Here is a 20379-nt window from a genome sequence, read left to right as displayed (position 1 = left end):
CCTCAAACGACACCTCACCGACGTCGTCTACCGCACACTCACCACCGACCTCACCACCAGCAACAACACCACCACTTGACATAGAAGCGTCATTCTCAGGGGAGGGTGAGGATTTCGGCGCCGGTTTCGGTGACGAGGAGGGTGTGCTCGAACTGGGCCGAGGGGCGCAGATCCTTCGTGACGACGGTCCAGCCGTCGTTCCACATGTTCCACTCGTGCGTACCGAGGTTCAGCATCGGCTCGATGGTGAACACCATCCCGGGCTCGATGATCGTGGTGGAGCCCGGGTCGTCGTAGTGCGGGATCACCAGACCGGAGTGGAACGCCTCGCCGACACCGTGTCCGGTGAACTCGCGGACGACGCCGTAGTCGAACCGCTTGGCGTACGACTCGATGACGCGGCCGATGACGTTGACCGCGCGGCCGGGCTTGACCGCCTTGACGGCCCGCGCCAGCGCCTCGCGCGTGCGCTCGACCAGCAGCCGGGTCTCCTCGTCGACGTCGCCGGCGAGGAACGTGGCGTTGTTGTCGCCGTGCACGCCGTCGAGGTACGCGGTGATGTCGATGTTCACGATGTCGCCGTCGGCCACCACGGTGGAGTCCGGGATGCCGTGGCAGATGACCTCGTTCACGCTGGAGCACAGCGACTTCGGGAAGCCGCGGTAGCCCAGCGTGGAGGGGTAGGCGCCGTGGTCGCAGAGGAACTCGTGCCCGACGGCGTCGAGGTCGTCGGTGGTCACGCCCGGTTGCACGTGTTTGCCCACCTCGGCCAGCGCGCGCGCCGCCAGCTGGGCCGAGGCGCGGATGCGCTCGATGGTCTCGGTGTCCTTGACCTCGGAGCCGGTGAACGGTGCGGGGCCCGGGCGGTCGACGTACTCCGGGCGGGGAATGGCGCTGGGGACCGGGCGGCGCGGCGAGACGACACCGGGAGCGACGGAGGACATGGTGTGCCAGTCTAGGCGCAGGATGTCGTTGTGGCCGAGCCCGGGGAAAGCGACGGAGAGGGGAGTTGGCCGATGGCGGACGGACCGTGGTACTGGTGCCTGGATCACGCTGAGGTCGAGCCGGAGGCCGGGTGCCCGAACGACCGCCGGATGGGACCGTACGAGACCGTTGCGGAGGCCGAGACCGCGATCTCACGGGCACGCGCGCGTACCGAGGCGATGGACCGCGCGGACGCGGAGTGGGACGAAGACTGACCTTCGCCCCTTGATCATCGGCACTTTCCGGCCACACAGGCGGGAAAGTGCCGATGATCATGGGAAAGGGTCAGTGGTAGGTGTGCTCTTCGGCGGGGAACGTGCCGGAAGCGACGTCGTCGGCGAACGCGCGGGTGGCTTCGGTCAACGCGCCGCGCAGGTCACCGAACGCCTTGGTGAAGCGGGGCGCCCGGCCCGCCCGCAACCCGGCCATGTCCTGCCAGACCAGTACCTGCGCGTCGCAGTGCGGACCGGCTCCGATGCCGACGGTGGGGACCGACACCCGCTTCGTGACCTCGGCCGCGGTCTCGGCGGCGACCATCTCGAGCACGATCGCGAACGCTCCGGCCGCCTCGAGCGCCTCGGCGGCCTCGACCACGCCCTCCGCGTCGGTGCCGCGTCCCTGGACGCGGTATCCGCCGATGGTGTTCACGCTCTGCGGCGTGAAGCCGGTGTGCGCCATGACGGGGATGCCGGCGTCGACGATGCGCCGCACCGACTCGGCCGTCCCGGCGCCGCCCTCGAGCTTCACCGCCTGCGCACCGGTCTCTTTCATGATCCGGATCGCCGTCGTCAGCGCCTGTTCCGAGCTGACCTGGTACGAACCGAACGGGAGGTCGCACACGACCATCGCCCGGCTGGTGGAGCGCACCACCGCCCCGGCGAGCGGCACGAGGTCGTCGACGGTCACCGGCACGGTGTCCGGATAGCCGTACACGTTGTTGCCGGCGGAGTCACCCACCAGCAGGACCGGGACGCCGACCTCGTCGAACACCTCGGCGGTGTACATGTCGTACGACGTCAGCATCGGCCAGCGTTCGCCGCGCTCCTTGGCTGCGCGTAGGTCGCGGACGGTCACCCGGCGGGACAGGTGTCCTCCGTAGAGGGGAACGGTCTCGTGCGTCATGACGGCACTCCTTCGGATGTCTCGAGGCCCGGGATTCGGGTCCCCTAACAGGACCGATTCTCGCACGGTAGGGTCCCTGTGGTGGCGTCGACGAAGGTGCTGCGCCGGTCACAGAACGATGTCCGGCGAGCGTGACGCCCGATCAAGGGTGGACTGACAGGAGGGGCCTGGCAGATGGCAGACGGTTGGCTGCGCAACGCGGTTGTGGAAGCGATCGGCACGATGGCGTTGGTGTTCGTCACCGTGATGGTGCTGGGTGTCAGCGGGCTCGCGACACCGGCCGCGCTCGCCTACGGGTTCATCGTCGCCGCGCTCGTCGCCTCACTCGGGCACATCTCGGGTGGTCACTTCAATCCGGCCATCACGCTGGCGATGCTGCTCGCCAGGAAGATCGACGTTCTGGGCGCCGCCGCGTACTGGGTCGCCCAGTTCGCCGGAGGGGCCGTCGGCGCGCTGGTGGTCATGCTGTCCACCAGCGAAGAGAGCGTCGCGGCGGGCACGACCCGGGTGAACGAGGAGGTCGTCAGCATCGGCGGGGCGATCGCACTCGAGGCGCTGGCGACGTTCATCCTCGTCCTGGTGGTCTTCGGGACGGTACTCGACGAACGGTCACCGGTCTCGGTGTACCCGTTCGCTATCGGCGGCGCCATCATCGCCGGCAACGCGGGGCTGCTTCAGGTCACCGGTGGAGCGCTCAACCCCGCCCGCGGGTTCGGGCCGGCCGTCGTCAGCGGCGAGTGGGACGGTCTTGCCGCGTGGCTGGCCGGCCCGCTGATCGGAGCCGCCCTGGCCTGGGTGCTCTACCAGTTCGTGATCTCCGACCGTCAGCCGTCCAAGCCGGACTTCCCAGAACCGGTGCCACCGCCGCCGGGACCGTCGCTGCTGCCCTGACCACTCGCGGCGGGACCGCCACGAGCCGGACGAGGCGTTCCGGCGGAGCGGGCGGTCGCCCGCCGCCGGTTCGCCGGTCAGGTCGCCGGGGGCGGCGGAGGCTGGTCGTCGTGAGCCGCCCGCGAGTTCGCCGGCGTGTCGGTGCCCGAGACGGTCGAGGAGTCGTGCGACGCGGTGGTGCCGCCGGTGGGCGTGGGCGACGCGGCCGTGCCGCCGGTCGGTGTGTCGGCGGTCGTCGTCGTCTCGGACTCGGCGGGCTCCGCGACTCCGCCGGAACTCTCCCGCCAGGCGCTGGTGATGGGCACGCGCCGGTCACGGCCGAAGTTGCGCACCGAGATCTTCGGTCCCGGCGGGTACTGGCGCCGCTTGTACTCGGCGTTGTCCACCATGCGCAGCACCTGCGACACCGTGTCCGGGTCGAACCCCGCGGCCTGCAGCTCGGTGGCCCCGCGGTCCTGTTCGACGTAGTGGTCCAGGATGTCGTCCAACAGCGCGTAGTCCGGCAGTGTGTCGGAGTCGCGCTGGTCCGGGCGCAGCTCCGCGCTGGGCACCTTGTCGATGGACCCCTGCGGGATGGGCGGGGTCTCGTCCCGGTCGAGTGCCGCGGCGTTGCGCCACCGGGCCAGCTCCCACGTCATCGTCTTCGGCACGTCCTTCAACGGGGCGTAGCCGCCGACGGCGTCGCCGTAGATGGTGGAGTACCCGACGGCGAGCTCGGTTTTGTTGCCGGTGGCCAGCACCAGGTGGCCCTCCTGGTTGGACAGCCCCATGAGCGTCATGCCGCGCACGCGTGCCTGCAGGTTCTCTTCGGCGGTGCCGGTCAGCGGCAGGTTGTCGAGGAACGAGCGGACCATCGGCACGATGGGCACCGTGCGCAGGTTCAGCCCGGTCCGCTCGGCGAGTTCCTGTGCGTCGGACTTGGAGTGCTCGGACGAGTACACGCTGGGCATGGAGACGCCGTACACGTTCTCGGCGCCCACGGCGTCGACGGCGACCGCGGCGGTGAGCGCGGAGTCGATGCCGCCGGACAAGGCGATCGTCACGGACGGGAAGTCGTTCTTGCGCACGTAATCACGCAACCCGTTGACGACGGCGGCGTACACCTCGGCGTGGTCGGACAGACGTGGCGCGATCGCGCCCGGCTCGGGGGCGTAGCCGGGCAGCGGCTCCGTCGTCAACGTGGTCCGCAGCACGTCGAAGCCGGCGAGCTGCTCGCGCGCCACGCCCCACGGTCCCGGAGCCGGTGCCTGCGGCTCGGGGAGCGTCAGGTCCGCGATGAGGCAGCCCTCGTCGAACTGCGGGGCCCGGGCCAGCAGCTCGCCGTCCGCGCCGACGATCAGCGAGTCGCCGTCGAAGACGAGCTCGTCCTGACCGCCGACCATGTTGACGTAGGCGAGCGTGGCCTGCGCCTCGGCTGCGCGCCGGCGGGCGAGCTCGAGACGGGTGTCGTCCTTGTTCCGCTCGTACGGAGACGCGTTCACCACCAGCAGCAGCCCGGCTCCGGCCTCGCGGGCGACCGAGACCGGCCCGCCCTCCTGCCAGAGGTCCTCACAGACCGCCAGCGCGACGTCGACGCCGTGCAGCCGGAACACGCCCAGGTGGTCGCCGGGCACGAAGTAGCGGAACTCGTCGAACACGCCGTAGTTCGGCAGGTGGTGCTTGGCCTGGCGGGAGACGACGCGCCCGCCGTAGAGCACGGCGACCGCGTTCTGCGGCGAGCCCTTGGGAAGGCCCAGCCGCTGCACGTCGGCCGTGGGGTCGTGCCGGCCGAGGTAGCCGACGACGACGGCGGTCGAGCCGAGCCCTTCGGTGTCGAGCCGGGCCGCCAGCCGCTCCAGCGCCGCTCGGGACGCGTCGACGAACGACGAGCGCAGAGCGAGGTCCTCGACCGGGTAGCCGGTCAGCGCCAGTTCCGGGAACGCCACCAGGTGGGCGTGGCTGGAGGCGGCGTGCGCGGTCATCCGGACGATGAGATCGGCATTGTCCTCGATGCCGCCGACCGTGCTGTTGATCTGGGCGAGAGCGATTCTGATCTGAGGCACGCCCCGAGCCTAGCGGCCGTCACGACCGCTCCCGTCGCCCGCCGGGAATGATCACGTTCATCATGGAATTCATGCGTCACCACCCCTGCAAGCCTCGTGACGCACCAGAAAGCCTCGTGATGGCTCAGGGCACGTCGCGCCGGCGGCTACGTGACCTGACGCATCGTCCGCTGCGCCAGCTCGTCGACGGTGATGCGGTCGAAGTCGCGTACGGCGCTGCGGACGTGCACGTGCGTCGTCCCGACGAGTTCCGCGGGGACGCCGGCGGCTCCGTGCAGTGCGCCGAAGACGCTGCCGACGGTGGCGGCGTTCGAGTCGGTGTCGCGGCCGCCGGAGATGCAGATGCCCACGGCGTCCATGAAGTTCTCGCCCCAGAGCAGGCCGGCGCAGATGAGCGCGGCGTTGTTGATGGTGTGCACCCACGGATAGTGACCGAGCGTGGCGTCGACCCAGTCCAGCGCGTCGGTGTGGCCGGCGCCCCGGTCGTGCAGGTCGAGGACGCCGCGTAGCGCCTCGGCGAGCCGTGAGTGCCCGGGGACGACGGCCAGCGCGTGCCGCAGCGCCGCGTCGGCGGTGTCGAGGGCCAACGCCGACGACACCAGCGCGGCCGCCCACAGCTCACCGTAGATTCCGTTCGCGGTGTGGCTCAGCCGCGCGTCGACGAGGGCGAGCCTGGCCGCGTCCGCCGGACGGCCGGGGTTGACGTAGCCGAACGCGTCGCCCCGGATGAGCGCACCGATCCACTCCCGGTACGGGTTGCGGAGGCGCGCCGTGTCCGGCGGCGCGACACCGTGGACGAGGTTTCGGTATGCCGCACGCTCGGCCGTGTAGGTCTGGGTGAACGGCACCCGGTCGAGCCATTGGGCCGCGATCTGCTCGGTGGTGAGCTCGTGGCCGTGACACTCGATCAGGTGGAGCGCGACGATCGTCCAGTCGATGTCGTCGTCGCGCGGCACGTCGACGAAACGTCCCGCGCTCGCGTGGGGGGCGGACGGATGCAGCCCGGACACGCCCTCGGGCAACGGGTCGAGCAGCGGAAGGTAGCCGGTCTGTGGCCACTGGCCGGCTGCGCGCAGGTAGATCTCGACCTCGGCTCGGCTCAGCCCTTCGACGGGCTTGCCCAGCGTGTTGCCGACGGTCCGGCCGAGCCATGCGCCGCGGATCCGCTGCGACAGCCGCTCCTGGTCGACCGGCACCGCGGGGACGCCGGCCAGCAGCGCGTGCAGGCTCGCGTCGTCGTCCGGCTCGGCATAACCCCAGTCGGGACGACGCTCGAGCCGGCCGAGCGTCTGCTCGACGTCCCGGAGCCGGGCGTCGTCGCCGGCCTCGGCCGCGGCGCTGGCTTCGGCCCGCCACGGCCCGACGTCGTAGCCGCTGTGTGCGAGCTGCTCGGCCTCGTCGGGGACGAGGTCACGCGGATCGAGTACGTCATGCACGGGTCGGCTCCCTGACGGGTGGGACGGGGACGAGGGCGTGGCCGTCAGCCTTTGACCGCTCCGGACAGGAAGCCCTCGGCGAGCCGTCGCTGGGCGGCGATGAACAAGACGATGACCGGCAGGATGGTGATGAGGGTGCCGGCGGCCAGCGGACCGATGTCGATGGAGCGGCCGCCGAGGAACAGGTAGAGGCCGGTGGTCAGCGGACGGTAGTCACCGCTCGGCAGGTAGAGCAGCGGTACGAGGAAGTTGTTCCAGTTCTGCAGGAAGGTGAAGACGGCGAGCGTCCATCCGCCGGACTTCACCAGCGGGAGCATGATCTTGACGAAGATCTGCCACTCGGAGGCGCCGTCCATCCGCGCGGCCTGTTCGAGCTCGGTCGGAAGATCGGAGAAGAACGCCCGCATGAAGAACGTGCCGAACGACAGACCGATGGTGGCGAGAACCAGGTTGGAGCCGAGAAGCGTGTCAAGGAGACCCATGCCCCGCAGTTGGAAGTACAGCGGAATCATGTACGTGAAGAACGGCACCAGCAGCCCGAGTACCACGAGGTAGAAGGCGATGGAGCGTCCCGGGAAAGGCAGCCGCGCGAAGGTGTAGCCGGCCATCGTGGACAGCACCACCACCAGCACGGTGCTCGGCACCGAGAGCAGGAAGCTGTTCAGCACGTAGTCGCTGAAGTTTCCTTCCGTCCACGCCGTCACGATGTTCTCCAGCGAGAACGACGAGAACAGCCCGAACGGGTTCACCCGCACGTCCTCGTCGGTCTTCAGTGCCGTCGAGATCGTCAGGATCACCGGGAACAGCATGAGGAACGACAGAACGACCAACAGCAGGTGCTTGCCGGTGAGGAATGCCCGGCGCCGTGGCGCCATGGTGTTGCGTGTGACCGTCATGCGCCCGTTCCTTGCAGAGAGAGTCGCCGCTGGAGCCGGTTGAGCCCGACAGCGAAGGGAACCGCCAGCACGGTGATGACCAGGGCGAGCGCGGTTCCGTAGCTGATCCGGTTGAGCTGGAAGGCGCTGCTGTAGGCGTAGGTGCCCAGCACCTCGGTGGCGCCCGCGGGTCCGCCGCCGGTCATGATGAAGATGATGTCGAAGACGCTGAAGCCGCCGATCAGCGTGATGGTCGTGACCATCAGGAACACCGGCATGATCTGCGGAAGGATGATGTGCCACAGCCGCTGGAACGGGTTCGTGCCGTCCAGGCGGGAGGCCTCCACGAGTTCCATGTCGACGTTGCGCAGCGCTGAGAGGAAGATGATGAAGACGAACCCGGTCGTCGCCCACACGGCGGTGCCCAGCACCGCGTAGAGAGCGGTGTCCGGGTTGCCGAGCCAGCCGGTGGCGAGTGAGCCGAGGCCGACCGTCTCCAGAGCCTGGTTGAGCCAGCCGCGCACCGGGTCGTAGATCCAGCCCCAGACCACGCCGATCGCGACCTGCGGGAGGACGTACGGGAAGAAGAACGCGACCCGGTAGAAGATGCTCCCGCGCCTGACGGCCCACATCAACAGGGCGAGCCCCAGGCCGATGGCCAACGGCGCCGCGGTGCCCAGGACGATCCAGATCGCGTTGTTCTTCAGCGCCGCCCACACCTTCGGGTCGCCGAACAGCTCGACGAAGTTGTCGGCGCCGACGAACGGGGGCTGCGGGTTGATGCCGTTGAAGTCGACCAGCGCGTAGTACACGGCGCTGCCCAGCGGGACCAGGAAGAACGTGACGATCATCGCCATGAGCGGGATCGTCAGTGCGATGCCCAGCCGGGTCTGCGCGCGTCGAGTCGCCCGGGGCTGGCCCGAACGGACCGCGCCCGACCGGAGCCGGCCCGCCCGGGGGCGGCCGGACCGGACCGGGGCCGCGGTGCGGCGTGTGTGGCTGGTGGGCGCCGTGGTTGCGCGGCTCACGTCCTGACCTGCCTGATCCCGGTTCACTTCTGGAACGATGTTTCGAGGGTCTGGGCGACCTGTTCGGCGTTCTGCTGGCCGGTCAGGACCGCCTGTACGCCGTCCCACATGGCCTGGTTGAAGACGTCCGTGGTCAGCACGTCGATGTTGTAGCCCAACGGGTTCTTGCTGTCGTCGAGGCGGGAGGTGTCCTCGATCACCTGCGCGAACAGCGGCGACACGTCGGCCTTCGCGGTGTCGACCGGATATGCCGGGATCGTGCCCATGTTCTCGATCGTCCAGCGCCCGTGCGCGGGCGACACGAGGAAGTCGACGAACTCGAGCGCGGCCTCGGTCTTGGTGCTGCCGGCCGAGATCATGGGTCCCGAGCCGAGGCCGGCGGAGAACATTCCGGGGCCGTCCTCGGCGGGGAACGGGATGTATCCGACCTCGAAGTCGGTGTTCCTGTTGATTCCGCCGATGAGCCAGCTGCCGGTGGGCAGCATGGCCGCCTTGCCGGCGTAGAACATCGAGTTCGCGCTGTCGTAGCTGATCGAGGTGGGTGACTCGGGAAGGTAACCGGCCTCGTGGAAGTCCTTCCAGATCCGCAGCGCGGCGACCACGTCCGGTGAGTCCCACGGCGTCTCGCCGTTCAGCAGGGAGTCCATCCCGTCCGGACCGATGCGGCTGGACAACGCCATGCTCAGCAGGTGCCCGCCCTGCCAGCCCTCCTGGTCGCTCGCGGCGATCGGAACGGTGCCCGCGTCGCGGATGGTCTCGGCGGCGGCCTTCAGGTCGGCCAGGTTCTTCGGTTCGTCGATGCCCAGATCGGCGAACATGGTCTTGTTGTAGAACAGCCCGATGGTCTCCATCTCGCCGGGGACTCCGATGAGCCGGCCGTCGAACGTCACGCGCTCCTTGGCGAAGTCGTAGATCGGCCAGTCGTACTCGTCGTAGGCCGCCGTCATGTCGTAGAGGAGGCCGGCCTCGGCGAGCGCTCCCGCGTACCCGGGGCCCGACCCCCAGCTGAACACGTCCGGGCCGTCGCCGGAGCGCAACTGGGTCTGCAGCACGGTGCGCATGTTCCCCATCGGCAGCGCTTCGAGCTCGACGCTGATGCCGGACTCTTTCTCGAACTCCGCGATGTGCTCCTCGAGCAGTTCCAGCGCGGCCGGGTCCTCGGGCTGTTGGACGAGGTATCGGATGGAGTCGTCGTCGCCGCCCGTACTCGGCGGTGCGCTGGTGCATCCCGCCGCGGCGAGTGTCAACGCTGCAAATGCTGTGGTCGCTCTGAAAGTTGAACGATGCATGGTGGCGGATCCCTCGTCCCGTTCGTGGCCGTTCAGATCGCATCGAGCCCGGTCGTCGAGCTTGCCGGGTGGCCTGAGCAGGCGGCGGGCCGGCGCCGGCTGGGCGATATATTTTCACCACGGAATCATTAGTGTCAAGCGTTCGGTGCGGCGGGGAGGCGCGGGAACTCCGCCTGGATGGCGATGACGGCGGCTCCACGAGCCCACTCCAGGAAGCTCATCGGCCTGATGACGGGCTCGCTTCGGATGTCCTGGGACGCGCTGTACGCGGCGAGCCCCTCGTCGACGCTCGACTGCGCCACCTCGGCGAGATGGACCCCCTCGCCGGAGAGGATGATGCGCTGCACCCCGGTCAGCGAACTCACGGCGGCGGCCGTCCGGCCGAGTGCGTGCGCGGCTTCGCGCACGACGCGGCTGGCGACGGGGTCGTCGGCGGTGGCCAGCTCGAGAACCTGGTCGTAGCCGATCGGCCGGCCGTGGGCGACCGAGACCGCCGAGGTGATCGAGCCGGACGTCAGGTACGCGGTCATGCAGCCCCGGTGTCCCAGCGGGCACAGCGGGCCCGACGGGTCCACCGGGAAGTGGCTGACCGGGTTCACCGGCGTCGGAACCATCGTGTTGTTGACCACGAGCCCGTAGCCGATTCCCGCACCCACGGTGAGCAGCGCGAAGTCCGCGTACCCCTTGCCGTGCCCGAACCAGTGCTGGGCCTTGGTGAGGCCGACGACGTCGTTGTCGAGGTGGACGGGGGCGCCGAGCTCCTGGCTAAGCAGCGACCGGAAGGGCACGTCACGCCAGTGCAGGAACGGCGAGTCGGCCACGATCTCGCGTGCGTCGACGCGGCCGCCGACCGTCACGCCGACCGCGTCGACCGTCAGGTCGTTGCGGGACTGAAAGCTGCCGACGAGCGAGCCGACCGCGGCGACCACGTCGGGCACGTGCAACGAGCGCAGCGGGGCCACCTCCTGGTCGAGGATACGCGCACGCAGATCGGTGACCACCGCGTAGATCGACTCGGTGGTCAGCTTGACGCCGATGAAACGGTGACGTTCGGGGGTGACGTCGAGCGGGAGCGAGGAGCGCCCCCGGCCCGGTGTCCGGACGGCGCCGGACTCCTCCAGGATGCCGGCCTCGACCAGCGGTTTCACGACTCGCGTCAACGTCGCGGCGGACAGTCCCAGCCGGTGGGCGAGTTGGGTCCGGGACTGCGGGCCATGCACCAGGACCTCGATCGCCACGGCTTTCGAGGGCGCCGACAGGGCGTCGGTGCCGGGGTGTGCGTCCTGAGTCATCGGTCGCCTCATGTCCTCGGGCGGCGCGGTGTGCCGCATGGAGCGAGCGTCACGCCTCGTCGCGCGTGTGGCATCCTGGGCCTTAATATTTCCATGCTGAAAGCATAAAGCGCGAGACAAGGGGCTTGGGTGATGACTGTATCGGCGGCTGAAAGTTCGGCGCAGCCGGCTGTACTCGAGGCGGCGGGCGTGAGCGTGGTCGTCGACGTTTCCGGCGGAGTGCCCCGGATCCTGCACTGGGGACCTCGAGTCGGCGCCCGGGCGTCGGATCGCCCGTTCCTGCGGTCGCTCGCCGAGACACAGCGCGGCGCCGACGGACTTCACGACAGCATGCCCCCCGCCGTGCTCCCGGAACAGGCGGCCGGGTGGATGGGGACGCCCGGGCTGGAAGGCCACCGGGACGGCACGACGTTCTCGAGCCGTTTCGTCACGGCCGGTCACGAGCTGAACAGCGCGGCGGGCCGGCAGACGCTGAACAGCCGCGCGGTCGATGACGACGCGCAGCTCGAGCTGACCACCACGATCGAGCTCGCGCCGTCCGGCGTGCTGCGACTGCGCGCCGGCCTCACCAACACCGCGCCGGTGAGCCACTACACCGTGGACGCGATGCGCCTCGCGCTGCCGGTGCCGGCCGAAGCCCAGGAGTTGCTCGACTTCGCCGGGCGACACCTGCGCGAGCGGACGCCGCAGCGGCGGGCGTTCCGCGTCGGCACGCACCTGCGTGAGGGCCGCCGCGGGCGTACCGGCTCGGACGCCGCCATGCTGCTCGCCGCCGGGACGCCCGGATTCTCGTTCCGCAGCGGTGAGATCTGGGCGGTGCACACGGCCTGGAGCGGCAACCATGTGACCTTCGCCGAGCTGGGACTGACCGGAGAGCGGGTGCTCGGCGGCGGCGAGCTGCTGCTGCCCGGCGAGATGATCCTGGCGCCGGGGGAGATCTACACCACGCCGTGGGTGTACGCCGCCCACGGTTCGGGGCTCGACGAGGTCGCCGCCGCGTTCCACGCGCACCTGCGCGAGCGGGGGTCGCACCCGTCGTCGCCGCGCCCGGTGGTGCTGAACACCTGGGAGGCGGTCTATTTCGACCAGGACCTGGCGTCGCTCACGGCGCTGGCCGAGTGCGGTGCCAAGGTGGGCGCCGAACGGTTCGTGCTCGACGACGGCTGGTTCCTGGGCCGCCGCGACGACACCGCCGGGCTGGGCGACTGGCAGGTGGACCGCGCGGTCTGGCCGGACGGGCTCGGCGCGCTGGTCGGTGCGGTGCGCGGGCTCGGCATGCAGTTCGGTCTGTGGTTCGAGCCGGAGATGGTGAACGAGGACTCCGAGGTCGCGCGGGCGCATCCGGACTGGATCCTCGCGCCCGGTGAGCGCCTGCCGATCGCCGGGCGGAACCAGCAGGTGCTCAACCTGACGCTCCCGGACGCCTACGCCCATGTGCTCGAGTCGATGAGCTCGCTGGTCGCCGAGTACGACATCGACTACATCAAGTGGGACCACAACCGTGATCTGGCCGAACCCGGCGACCGCACCAGCGCGGCCCCCCGAGTCCATCAGCAGACCCGTGCGGTCTACGCCCTGATGGACGAGCTGCGCCGCCGCCACCCGCGTCTCGAGATCGAGTCGTGCTCGTCCGGGGGCGGACGCGTCGACCTCGAGGTCCTGCAGCGCACCGACCGGGTCTGGGCGAGCGACTGCATCGACGCGCTGGAACGCCAGCAGATCCAGCGGTGGACCGGCCTGCTGCTGCCTCCCGAGCTCGTCGGCTCTCACGTGGGGGCACCGACCGCGCACACCACGTACCGGACGCACTCGATGGCCTTCCGCGCGGCGACCGCGTTGTTCGGTCATTTCGGCATCGAGTGGGACCTGCGTCAGGCGTCGGCCGCCGAGCTGGACGAGCTCGCCGCGTGGGTGGAGCTCTACAAGCAGGAACGTGATCTCATCCACTCGGGCACCGCGGTGCACTGCGACCACCCGGACGACGCGTACTGGGCGCACGGTTACGTGGGCGAACGGGCCGAGCGCGCGATCTTCGCCTTCGTCGCGCTCGGGACTTCCGTCGCGGCGCAGCCGGGCAGGATCCGACTGCCGGGGCTGAACCCGGACACCGTCTACCGCGTCGAGCCGATCCACCTGTCCGACTCCGCCCTGGTGCACACCGCGAGCGGTCCGCCGTCGTGGTGGACCGAGCCGACGACGGTGACCGGCCGGCTCCTGGGCAGTGTCGGGCTCCAGGCGCCGATGGTGTACCCCGAACAGGCGCTGTTGTTCCGCCTCGTCGCGGACGGCGGCACGCACACCGAGAACACCACCGCAGACATCGAAGGCAGGAGTTGACCGTGGCGCATCTCGTCCGCTTCACAGCACCGCGCGAGGCCGAGGTGGCCGACGCGGAGGACCAGCTCGCCGGCCCGGGCCAGGTGCGGCTCGAAACCCTGTACTCGGGCATCTCGGCCGGTACCGAGCTCACCGCGTACCGCGGCAGCAATCCGTACCTGAACAGCGCGTGGGACCCGGACCGGCGGCTGTTCGTGCGCGGTGACTCGAGCCAGTCCTACCCGCTCGACGCGTGGGGCTACGAAGAGGTCGGCCGGGTGGCGGCCGTCGGCGAGGACGTGGAGGAGGAGCTCGTCGGGCAGCTCGCCTGGGGCACCTGGGGGCACCGGTCGTCGGTGGTGCGCCCGGCCGAATGGGTGCGCCCGCGGATCATGCCGGCGGGCTCGGAGGCGATCACCGGGATCTTCGCCAAGATCGGCGCCATCGCTCTCAACGCGATCCTCGACGCCGACATCCACGTCGGCGAGACGGTGGTCGTGTTCGGCGCCGGGGTTCCGGGCCAGATCGCGGCGCAGTTGGCGCGGCTGAACGGGGCGCGCGTGGTCGTGGTCGACCTCGTCCCGGCGCGGCGCGAACTGGCCGGCCGCCTCGGTGCGTCCATGGTTCTCGACCCGGCCGCCGACGACGTGGCCGAGCGGGTCCGCGCCGTCACCGGCAACCGCGGAGCCGACGTCGTCATCGAGATGAGCGGCAGCTACCAGGCGTTGCACGAGGCGGTCCGCACCGCCGCGTACAGCTCGCGCGTGGTCGCGGGCGGCTTCTTCCAGGGCCAGGCGGCTCCGTTGCTGCTGGGGGAGGAGTTCCATCACAACCGGATCACCGTCGTCGGCTCGCAGATCTCGGGTGTCGCGCCCGCGCTCCAGCACCGCTGGGACGAGCTGCGGATGTCGACGACGGTGCTCGAGCTGGAACGGGAGGGCCGGTTGCGGCTGACCGAGCTCATCACGCACACGATCCCGGCGGCCGAAGCGCCGGCCGCTTTCGAGATGCTGGACACCGCGCCGGACGCGGCGCTGCAGGTCGTGCTCGAGTACGGAGGCGAACAGTGAGCGAGCGCACGGACGGACGCCCGATGTCCGAGGGAACGACGCGGTGGGGCATTCTCGCCACCGGCGGCATCGCGGGCGTGTTCACCCGGGACCTGCTCGCGCACGGGCACCAGGTGGCCGCGGTGGGCTCGCGCTCGCCCGCCGGCGCCCAGAGGTTCGCCGAATCGTTCGGCATCCCGCGGGCGTACGGCTCGTACGAGGAGCTCGTCGCCGACCCGGACGTCGACGTCGTCTACGTCGCCACACCGCACAACTTCCACGCGGCCAACGCTGAACTGGCCCTCGAGCACGGCAAGCACGTGCTGGTGGAGAAGGCGTTCACGCTGACGGCGGCAGAGGCGAGCAGGATCACCGAGCTGGGCCGGCGGCACGGGCTCGTCGTCATGGAGGCGATGTGGACGCGTTTCCTGCCGCACATGGCGCACGTGCGGCAGTTGATCAGCGACGGCCGGATCGGTGACGTGCGTTCGGTGCACGCCGACCACACGCAGCTGCTGCCCGCGGACGAGAAGCACCGGATCAACGATCCGTGGCTCGCCGGGGGAGCGCTCCTCGATCTCGGCGTCTATCCGATCTCGTTCACGTTCGACCTCCTGGGCCCGCCCGTGGACGTGCACGCTCGGGCGACGTTCAAGAACTCGGGGGTGGACGCGTCGGTGGCGACGATCTTCCAGCACGACAACGGCGCGATGTCGACGACGTTCTCCTCGAGCGAGACCAGGGGAACGAACACGGCGACGGTGCTGGGAACCGACGGGCGCATCGAGATCGCGGCGACGTGGTACGGCCCGGCGAGGGTCACCGTGCTCGATCCGGACGGCGGCACCGTCGACGAGTCCGATCGGCCGGTGACCGGGCGGGGCATGCAGTATCAGGCGGCGGAGCTCGAACGACTGCTGCGGGCCGGCGAGAGCTCCAGTGCCCTGATGACCCCGGAGGAGTCGGTGAACGTCATGGCGACCATGGACCGCATCCGGCGGCTGATCGGGCTGCGCTACCCGGACGAATGAGACCGTCCGGAATGCGCGGACCATTGCCTGGTACGACCCGCTGCGGCGGGGTTGCCCACACGACACGAGCGTGGTGCAGACTGGCGGCGTGGAGAAACAGCAGCAGTTCGTCCTCAGGTCGCTGGAAGAGCGCGACATCCGGTTCGTGCGTCTCTGGTTCACCGACGTCCTCGGGTTCCTGAAGTCGGTGGCGGTGGCGCCCGCGGAGCTGGAGAACGCCTTCTCCGAAGGCATCGGCTTCGACGGCTCGGCCATCGAGGGGTTCGCCCGGGTCTACGAGGCGGACATGCTGGCCAAGCCGGACCCGTCGACGTTCCAGGTGCTGCCGTGGCGCGGCGGAGCGCACGGCACCGCCCGGATGTTCTGCGACATCCTGATGCCGGACGGCTCGCCGTCCTACGCCGACCCGCGGCACGTGCTCAAGCGTTCACTGAGCCGCGCGGCCGAGCAGGGTTTCACCTTCTACACCCATCCCGAGGTGGAGTTCTTCGTCTTCGACAAACAGCCGGGTCCGGACGTCGAACCGTCGCCGGTCGACTCCAGCGGGTTCTTCGACCACACCGCGCACGGCATCGCGCAGGACTTCCGCCGCGACACCATCACCATGCTCGAGGAGATGGGCATCTCGGTGGAGTTCAGCCACCACGAGAACGCCCCCGGGCAGCAGGAGATCGACCTGCGCTACGCCGACGCCCTGACGACGTCGGACAACCTGATGACGTTCCGGGCCGTGGTGCGCGAGGTCGCGCTGTCGCAGGAGCTGTACGCGTCGTTCATGCCGAAGCCGTTCACCGCGCACCCGGGCTCCGGCATGCACACCCATGTGTCACTGTTCGAGGGCGACCGCAACGTCTTCCACGAGGCCGGCGCGCAGTACCAGCTGTCGAAGGTCGCGCGCTCGTTCATCGCGGGGCTGCTGCGGCACGCACCGGAGATCACCGCCGTCACCAACCAGTGGGTGAACTCGTACAAGCGCCTGCAGGGCGGCGGCGAGGCTCCGGCCTACATCTGCTGGGGCCACAACAACCGCTCCGCCCTGGTGCGGGTGCCGATGTACAAGCCGGAGAAGGGCCAGTCGGCGCGGGTCGAGTTCCGTGCCGTCGACTCCGCCTGCAACCCGTACCTCGCGTACGCGATGATCCTGGCCGCAGGGCTCAAGGGCATCGAGGAGGGGTACGAGCTCCCGCCCGGCGCCGAGGACGACGTGTGGGCGCTGACCGAGCGGGAACGGCGTGCGCTCGGCATCGACCCGCTGCCGTCGTCGCTGGACGAGGCGATCCGCGCCATGGAGAACTCGGAGCTCGTCGCCGAGACGCTCGGCGAGCACGTCTACGAGTTCTTCCTGCGCAACAAGCGTGCCGAGTGGGACGAGTACCGGCTGCAGGTCACTCCGTACGAGCGCAACAAGATGCTGCCCATTCTCTGACGAGATCGGCGAGCTGCGCCGGCCTTCCGTACGTGGTCGAGTCGCCGCGGGACGTGGTCGAGTCGCCGCGGAACGATCAGGTGACATCTGAGCGGGGTTCCGCCGTGGATGCGTCACCTGATCCATTCCTGTCCGGATGCCGGAGACGATCAGGTGACGTTCGAGGGGTCCGAGCCGCGCCGATCGCGTCGCGGTGTCACCTGATCATTCGCCGCCCGGCGATCAGGTGACAGCTGGTCAGCCGGGCGACGCTGCGGATGGCAGGTCGACGGCGGACGCCCCGGCTGGCTGCACTGCCGCGATCTCGAGTTGAGGTGAGCCGACCTCTTGACGGATCGACGAGCGTGCCGATACTGGTGTGAAATCGATTGCTCGCCGCCGCCGTCCCGATCGGAGCGCCCATGCCTCGAACCACGCACGTTCTCGCTGCCGTTCTCGTCGCCGGGTCGGCGGTGATCGCGTCGATGTCGTCGGGCGGCGGCGCCGCGTCCGGACCGGACACCCGTGATCCGGCGAGCGCCGACGCGGGGATCCCTGACGCGGCGAGCGCCGACCCCATCCAGGACGCGCCGCCCAGCGCATGGGCCGGAACCTTGCGGATGGATCCGCACGAGCGGCACGGAACCGCCAGCGACGGTGACCTGTGGCCGTCGTGCTGGTCCGATGACGGCAGCCTCTACGCCGCCTGGGGCGACGGCAAGGGGTTCGACCTGGACGGCGAGTTCTCCGACATCGGGGTGGCCCGGATCGAGGGGGAACCGGGGAACCTGCGCGGCGTGAACCTGGCCCAGGGCGACGAGGTGGGCCCGATCTGGGCGGAGTCGGGCTACAACCGCAAGCCCACCGGGATGGTGTGCGTCGGCGACACGATCCACCTGGCGGTGCAGGACCTGGCGCTGGACTTCAACGACGTCCCCAACGCCACCATCGTGACCTCCACCGACGGCGGCCGGACGTGGACCTGGGACGAGAGCGGTCCGATGTTCGACGATCACACGTTCACCACGATGTGGTTCGCCGACTTCGGCCAGGGTGGGGAGTGGTCCGAGGACGGCTACGTCTACGTCTACGGGCTCGACAACAACTGGCGCGACTCGTTCAACGACCGGGTGCAGGACCCCACGAACGTGTACCTGGCCCGGGTGCCGGAGGACCGGGTCGCCGACCGCCGGGCGTGGCAGTTCTACGCCGGGTCGAAGGGCGCGGACGCGAAACCGCGGTGGTCGAAGAAGATCGACGATCGCCGCCCGGTGCTGCACGACAGCCGCCGCGTCTACCAGCAGATGCTCAACCCGGACATCGTCCACGACATGACGGTGCTCAGCCAGGGACACGTGCTCTACAACAAGCCGCTGGACCGCTATCTGTACACGTCGTGGACGGAGTACACCCTCGAGATGTACGAGTCGCCGACACCGTGGGGCCCGTGGAGCCGGATGGAGAGCCACGACTTCGGTGGGTACCCGTGGGGACCGGAGCAGCACGCCGGCTACGGCGCCACGATCCCGTCGAAGTTCCTGTCCGACGACGGCCGGACGATGATGCTGCAGTCCAACGTGTGTCCGTGCGCGCCGTCGGGCACGCCCGTCTACCGGTACTCGCTGCGCCAGGTGGAGCTGGTCCCGGGCCGGGACGTCGAGCCGTCGAACCCACTGGACGGCGGCAACCTTGCGACGGACCCCGGCACCGTCGCCGTCTCGAAGTCGGTACGCCAGGGCGACCTCGGCGCGCTGAACGACGGCGCCACCGACGTCAGCCTCGACGACTCCGACGAGGAGCTCAAGCGCGACTCCTGGTGGGGCTACACCTGGCCGGAACCGAAACGGATGAACCGGGTGGTCTACACGACCGGCGAGATCCAGGACGGCGGCGGCTGGTTCCTCGGCCGTCCGCGGGTGCAGGTGCGCCAGGACGGTCACTGGGTCGACGTCGCCGGGCAGGTGACGGATCCGGTGTACCCGGGGCGCGAGAGCGTCGGCTCCACGAAGCGGTTCACGGTGACGTTCCCCGAGACGGTCGGCGACGGTGTGCGGGTGATCGGCGTGCCCGGTGGTGATCTCGCCTACTCCTCCATGTCCGAGGTCGAGGTGTACGACGACCTCGCACTGATCGACGGGGGATTCGAGGGTCAGACCGGAGGCGTCGGCGGCGCGTGGACCTTCGTGGGCGGTGCCGCCCACGGCATCGACGGCAACGGCAACCACTCGCATTCCGGGGCGAAGAACGCGTGGGTCCGCACGTCGGAGCCGCTCGGGCCGCAGTTGCTCACCCAGACCCTGCGGGTCGAGCCGGGCGAAACGCTCGACCTGTCGGCCTGGGTACGCACGTCCGACGTGGTCGAGACGGTCCGGCTCGGTGTGCGCTATGACGGCGGCGAGCAGATCGAGACGTTCGCCGGGGTCCCGGAGTGGACCTACACGCGGCGCGCGACCTCGGTGACCGTGCCCGACGACGTCACCGAGGTGACCGTCGTCGTGGGCTACGACGCGGACGGGGGCGACGCCATCCTCCAGGTGGACGACGTCGCGCTCACCCGCTGACGCGTCCCGCCTCGGCGGACGCGGCGGCTCGCGGATGTGATACGCCCATGGCGTGGGTCGGGTGAGGCGGCACGGAGGCGTGCTGGCGGTGATCGCCGCCGGGGGAGTGCTCGGTGCGGAGGCGCGGTACGGGCTGGGTGTGCTCGCCGACGAGACCGCCGTCTCGTCCGGGTGGCCGTGGGCGACCTTCGTGCAGAACGTCACCGGGTGCCTGCTGATCGGTGCGGTCATGGCCGTGCTGCTCGATCTGACCGCTCCGCACCGGCTGGCGCGCCCGTTCCTCGGCGTCGGCGTCCTCGGCGGATACACGACGTTCTCCACCTACGCCGTGGATGTGCAGCAGATGCTCGGCGACGGACGAGCGGCGACGGCGCTGCTCTACCTGGCCGGCACGCCGATCGCCGCCGTGCTGGCAGTCTGGACGGGATCGGCGGCGGCGCGGGCGGCGGCGCGAGCGGCCCGGCGTCGCCCGCACGGGCACGGAGGTGACCGAGCATGACCCTCATCGGGAAGGCGCGCCGGCTGACCGTCGTCGTCGGCGAGGACGGCACGTGGCATGGCAAGCCGTTGTACAGCGAGATCGTGCATCTGGCTCATGCTGCCGGGCTGGCCGGGGCGAGCGTGTTCCGCGGCGTCGTCGGCTACGTCGGCCGCGGCCCCGGCGCGGGAACGGACGCGTCGTGACGGTTCTGATGGTGGCGGTCGGTGCCGCGGTGGGCGCGCCGCTGCGCTACGTCGTCGACCGGCTCGTGCAGCGGCGGTTCGGCGGCGTGTTCCCGTGGGGGACGCTCGCGGTGAACGTCGTGGGCTCGTTCGTGCTCGGGGTGCTCGCCGCGGCCGCGGCGGACGGTCGGGTCGGCGACGACGTCATGGCGCTGGCCGGTGTCGGCTTCTGCGGGGCGCTGACGACGTACAGCACGTTCGGCTACGAGACGCTGCGCCTGGTCGAGGGCGGCGCGCGGTGGATCGCACTGGGCAACGTCGGGCTGAGCGTCGGCGCCGGGCTGCTGGCCGCGTCCGCCGGTTGGTGGCTCGCATGACGGACAACTGACCGGGGA

At 70.0% G+C, this 20379-nt stretch carries 18 protein-coding genes and 1 pseudogene; 11 read left to right on the top strand and 8 right to left on the bottom strand.

Annotated features, from left to right (window positions below; translation table 11 throughout):
• Window positions 1-95: 95 nt before the first annotated feature.
• On the bottom strand, window positions 96-944 hold the full coding sequence (map, locus tag CLV30_RS19910) for a type I methionyl aminopeptidase (protein WP_106538984.1): 849 nt from the start codon (window positions 942-944) through the stop codon (window positions 96-98).
• Window positions 945-1016: 72 nt separating this feature from the next.
• Between map and CLV30_RS19905 the strand changes: the two genes are divergently transcribed.
• Entirely contained in the window at window positions 1017-1199 is a 183-nt protein-coding gene (locus CLV30_RS19905) for a hypothetical protein (protein ID WP_106538983.1), read from the top strand.
• A 70-nt stretch (window positions 1200-1269) separates the two neighbouring features.
• Here the strand turns inward: CLV30_RS19905 and panB are convergent, their stop codons facing one another.
• Complete coding sequence (gene panB, locus CLV30_RS19900) at window positions 1270-2106, bottom strand: 3-methyl-2-oxobutanoate hydroxymethyltransferase (protein WP_106538982.1); 837 nt, start codon at window positions 2104-2106, stop codon at window positions 1270-1272.
• Window positions 2107-2280: 174 nt separating this feature from the next.
• Here panB and CLV30_RS19895 point away from each other — a divergent pair, with 174 nt between their 5' ends.
• Window positions 2281-2997, top strand: a complete 717-nt coding sequence (locus tag CLV30_RS19895; RefSeq protein ID WP_106538981.1) for an MIP/aquaporin family protein — start codon at window positions 2281-2283, stop codon at window positions 2995-2997.
• Between the two features lie 77 nt (window positions 2998-3074).
• Here the strand turns inward: CLV30_RS19895 and CLV30_RS19890 are convergent, their stop codons facing one another.
• From CLV30_RS19890 to CLV30_RS19875, 4 genes are all read right to left on the bottom strand, one after another.
• Complete coding sequence (locus CLV30_RS19890) at window positions 3075-5039, bottom strand: NAD+ synthase (RefSeq protein ID WP_205741118.1); 1965 nt, start codon at window positions 5037-5039, stop codon at window positions 3075-3077.
• Between the two features lie 146 nt (window positions 5040-5185).
• On the bottom strand, window positions 5186-6475 hold the full coding sequence (locus CLV30_RS19885; protein ID WP_106538980.1) for an ADP-ribosylglycohydrolase family protein: 1290 nt from the start codon (window positions 6473-6475) through the stop codon (window positions 5186-5188).
• 44 nt (window positions 6476-6519) lie between these two features.
• The gene (locus CLV30_RS19880; RefSeq protein ID WP_106538979.1) at window positions 6520-7371 is read right to left on the bottom strand and encodes a carbohydrate ABC transporter permease; all 852 of its coding nucleotides are present in this window, start codon (window positions 7369-7371) and stop codon (window positions 6520-6522) included.
• The gene (locus tag CLV30_RS19875; protein ID WP_106538978.1) at window positions 7368-8207 is read right to left on the bottom strand and encodes a carbohydrate ABC transporter permease; all 840 of its coding nucleotides are present in this window, start codon (window positions 8205-8207) and stop codon (window positions 7368-7370) included. Before CLV30_RS19875 ends, CLV30_RS19880 begins: the two co-directional genes overlap by 4 nt.
• On the opposite strand from CLV30_RS19875, the gene CLV30_RS26100 reads away from it, so the two are divergent.
• Complete coding sequence (locus CLV30_RS26100; protein WP_129711120.1) at window positions 8206-8385, top strand: hypothetical protein; 180 nt, start codon at window positions 8206-8208, stop codon at window positions 8383-8385. The two genes, CLV30_RS19875 and CLV30_RS26100, sit on opposite strands and share 2 nt — an antisense overlap.
• Before the next feature lie 16 nt (window positions 8386-8401).
• Here CLV30_RS26100 and CLV30_RS19870 read toward each other — a convergent pair whose 3' ends face one another.
• Together CLV30_RS19870 and CLV30_RS19865 are read right to left on the bottom strand one after the other, a co-directional pair.
• Window positions 8402-9625, bottom strand: a complete 1224-nt coding sequence (locus tag CLV30_RS19870) for an ABC transporter substrate-binding protein (RefSeq protein ID WP_165358762.1) — start codon at window positions 9623-9625, stop codon at window positions 8402-8404.
• A 176-nt stretch (window positions 9626-9801) separates the two neighbouring features.
• Complete coding sequence (locus CLV30_RS19865; RefSeq protein WP_165358763.1) at window positions 9802-10959, bottom strand: ROK family transcriptional regulator; 1158 nt, start codon at window positions 10957-10959, stop codon at window positions 9802-9804.
• Between the two features lie 132 nt (window positions 10960-11091).
• On the opposite strand from CLV30_RS19865, the gene CLV30_RS19860 reads away from it, so the two are divergent.
• From CLV30_RS19860 to crcB, 8 genes and pseudogenes are all read left to right on the top strand, one after another.
• Window positions 11092-13296 (top strand): alpha-galactosidase, encoded by a 2205-nt coding sequence (locus CLV30_RS19860; protein ID WP_106538975.1) that lies wholly within the window; start codon window positions 11092-11094, stop codon window positions 13294-13296.
• A gap of 2 nt (window positions 13297-13298) precedes the next feature.
• Window positions 13299-14345, top strand: coding sequence for a zinc-dependent alcohol dehydrogenase (locus CLV30_RS19855; RefSeq protein WP_106538974.1), 1047 nt, complete (start codon window positions 13299-13301; stop codon window positions 14343-14345).
• Between the two features lie 23 nt (window positions 14346-14368).
• Window positions 14369-15355, top strand: coding sequence for a Gfo/Idh/MocA family protein (locus CLV30_RS19850; protein ID WP_106538996.1), 987 nt, complete (start codon window positions 14369-14371; stop codon window positions 15353-15355).
• Between the two features lie 88 nt (window positions 15356-15443).
• A complete protein-coding gene (locus CLV30_RS19845) occupies window positions 15444-16781 on the top strand; it encodes a glutamine synthetase family protein (protein WP_106538995.1) in 1338 nt (445 codons plus the stop codon).
• 401 nt (window positions 16782-17182) lie between these two features.
• On the top strand, window positions 17183-19321 hold the full coding sequence (locus tag CLV30_RS19840; RefSeq protein WP_129711121.1) for a DUF4185 domain-containing protein: 2139 nt from the start codon (window positions 17183-17185) through the stop codon (window positions 19319-19321).
• 61 nt (window positions 19322-19382) lie between these two features.
• On the top strand, window positions 19383-19820 hold the full coding sequence (locus CLV30_RS19835) for a fluoride efflux transporter FluC (RefSeq protein ID WP_205741120.1): 438 nt from the start codon (window positions 19383-19385) through the stop codon (window positions 19818-19820).
• Window positions 19817-19966 (top strand): annotated as a pseudogene (locus CLV30_RS19830) (DUF190 domain-containing protein); the annotation flags it as partial. The gene CLV30_RS19835 and the pseudogene CLV30_RS19830, both read left to right, overlap by 4 nt.
• Window positions 19967-20001: 35 nt before the next feature.
• Window positions 20002-20361, top strand: coding sequence for a fluoride efflux transporter CrcB (gene crcB / locus CLV30_RS19825; protein ID WP_106538970.1), 360 nt, complete (start codon window positions 20002-20004; stop codon window positions 20359-20361).
• Window positions 20362-20379: the final 18 nt, after the last annotated feature.

Origin of the sequence: Haloactinopolyspora alba, from assembly GCF_003014555.1 — a bacterium.
Lineage (GTDB): Bacteria > Actinomycetota > Actinomycetes > Jiangellales > Jiangellaceae > Haloactinopolyspora > Haloactinopolyspora alba.
The sequence above is the reverse complement of the archived record's forward strand: the minus strand, read 5'-3'. Positions and strand labels throughout refer to the sequence as shown.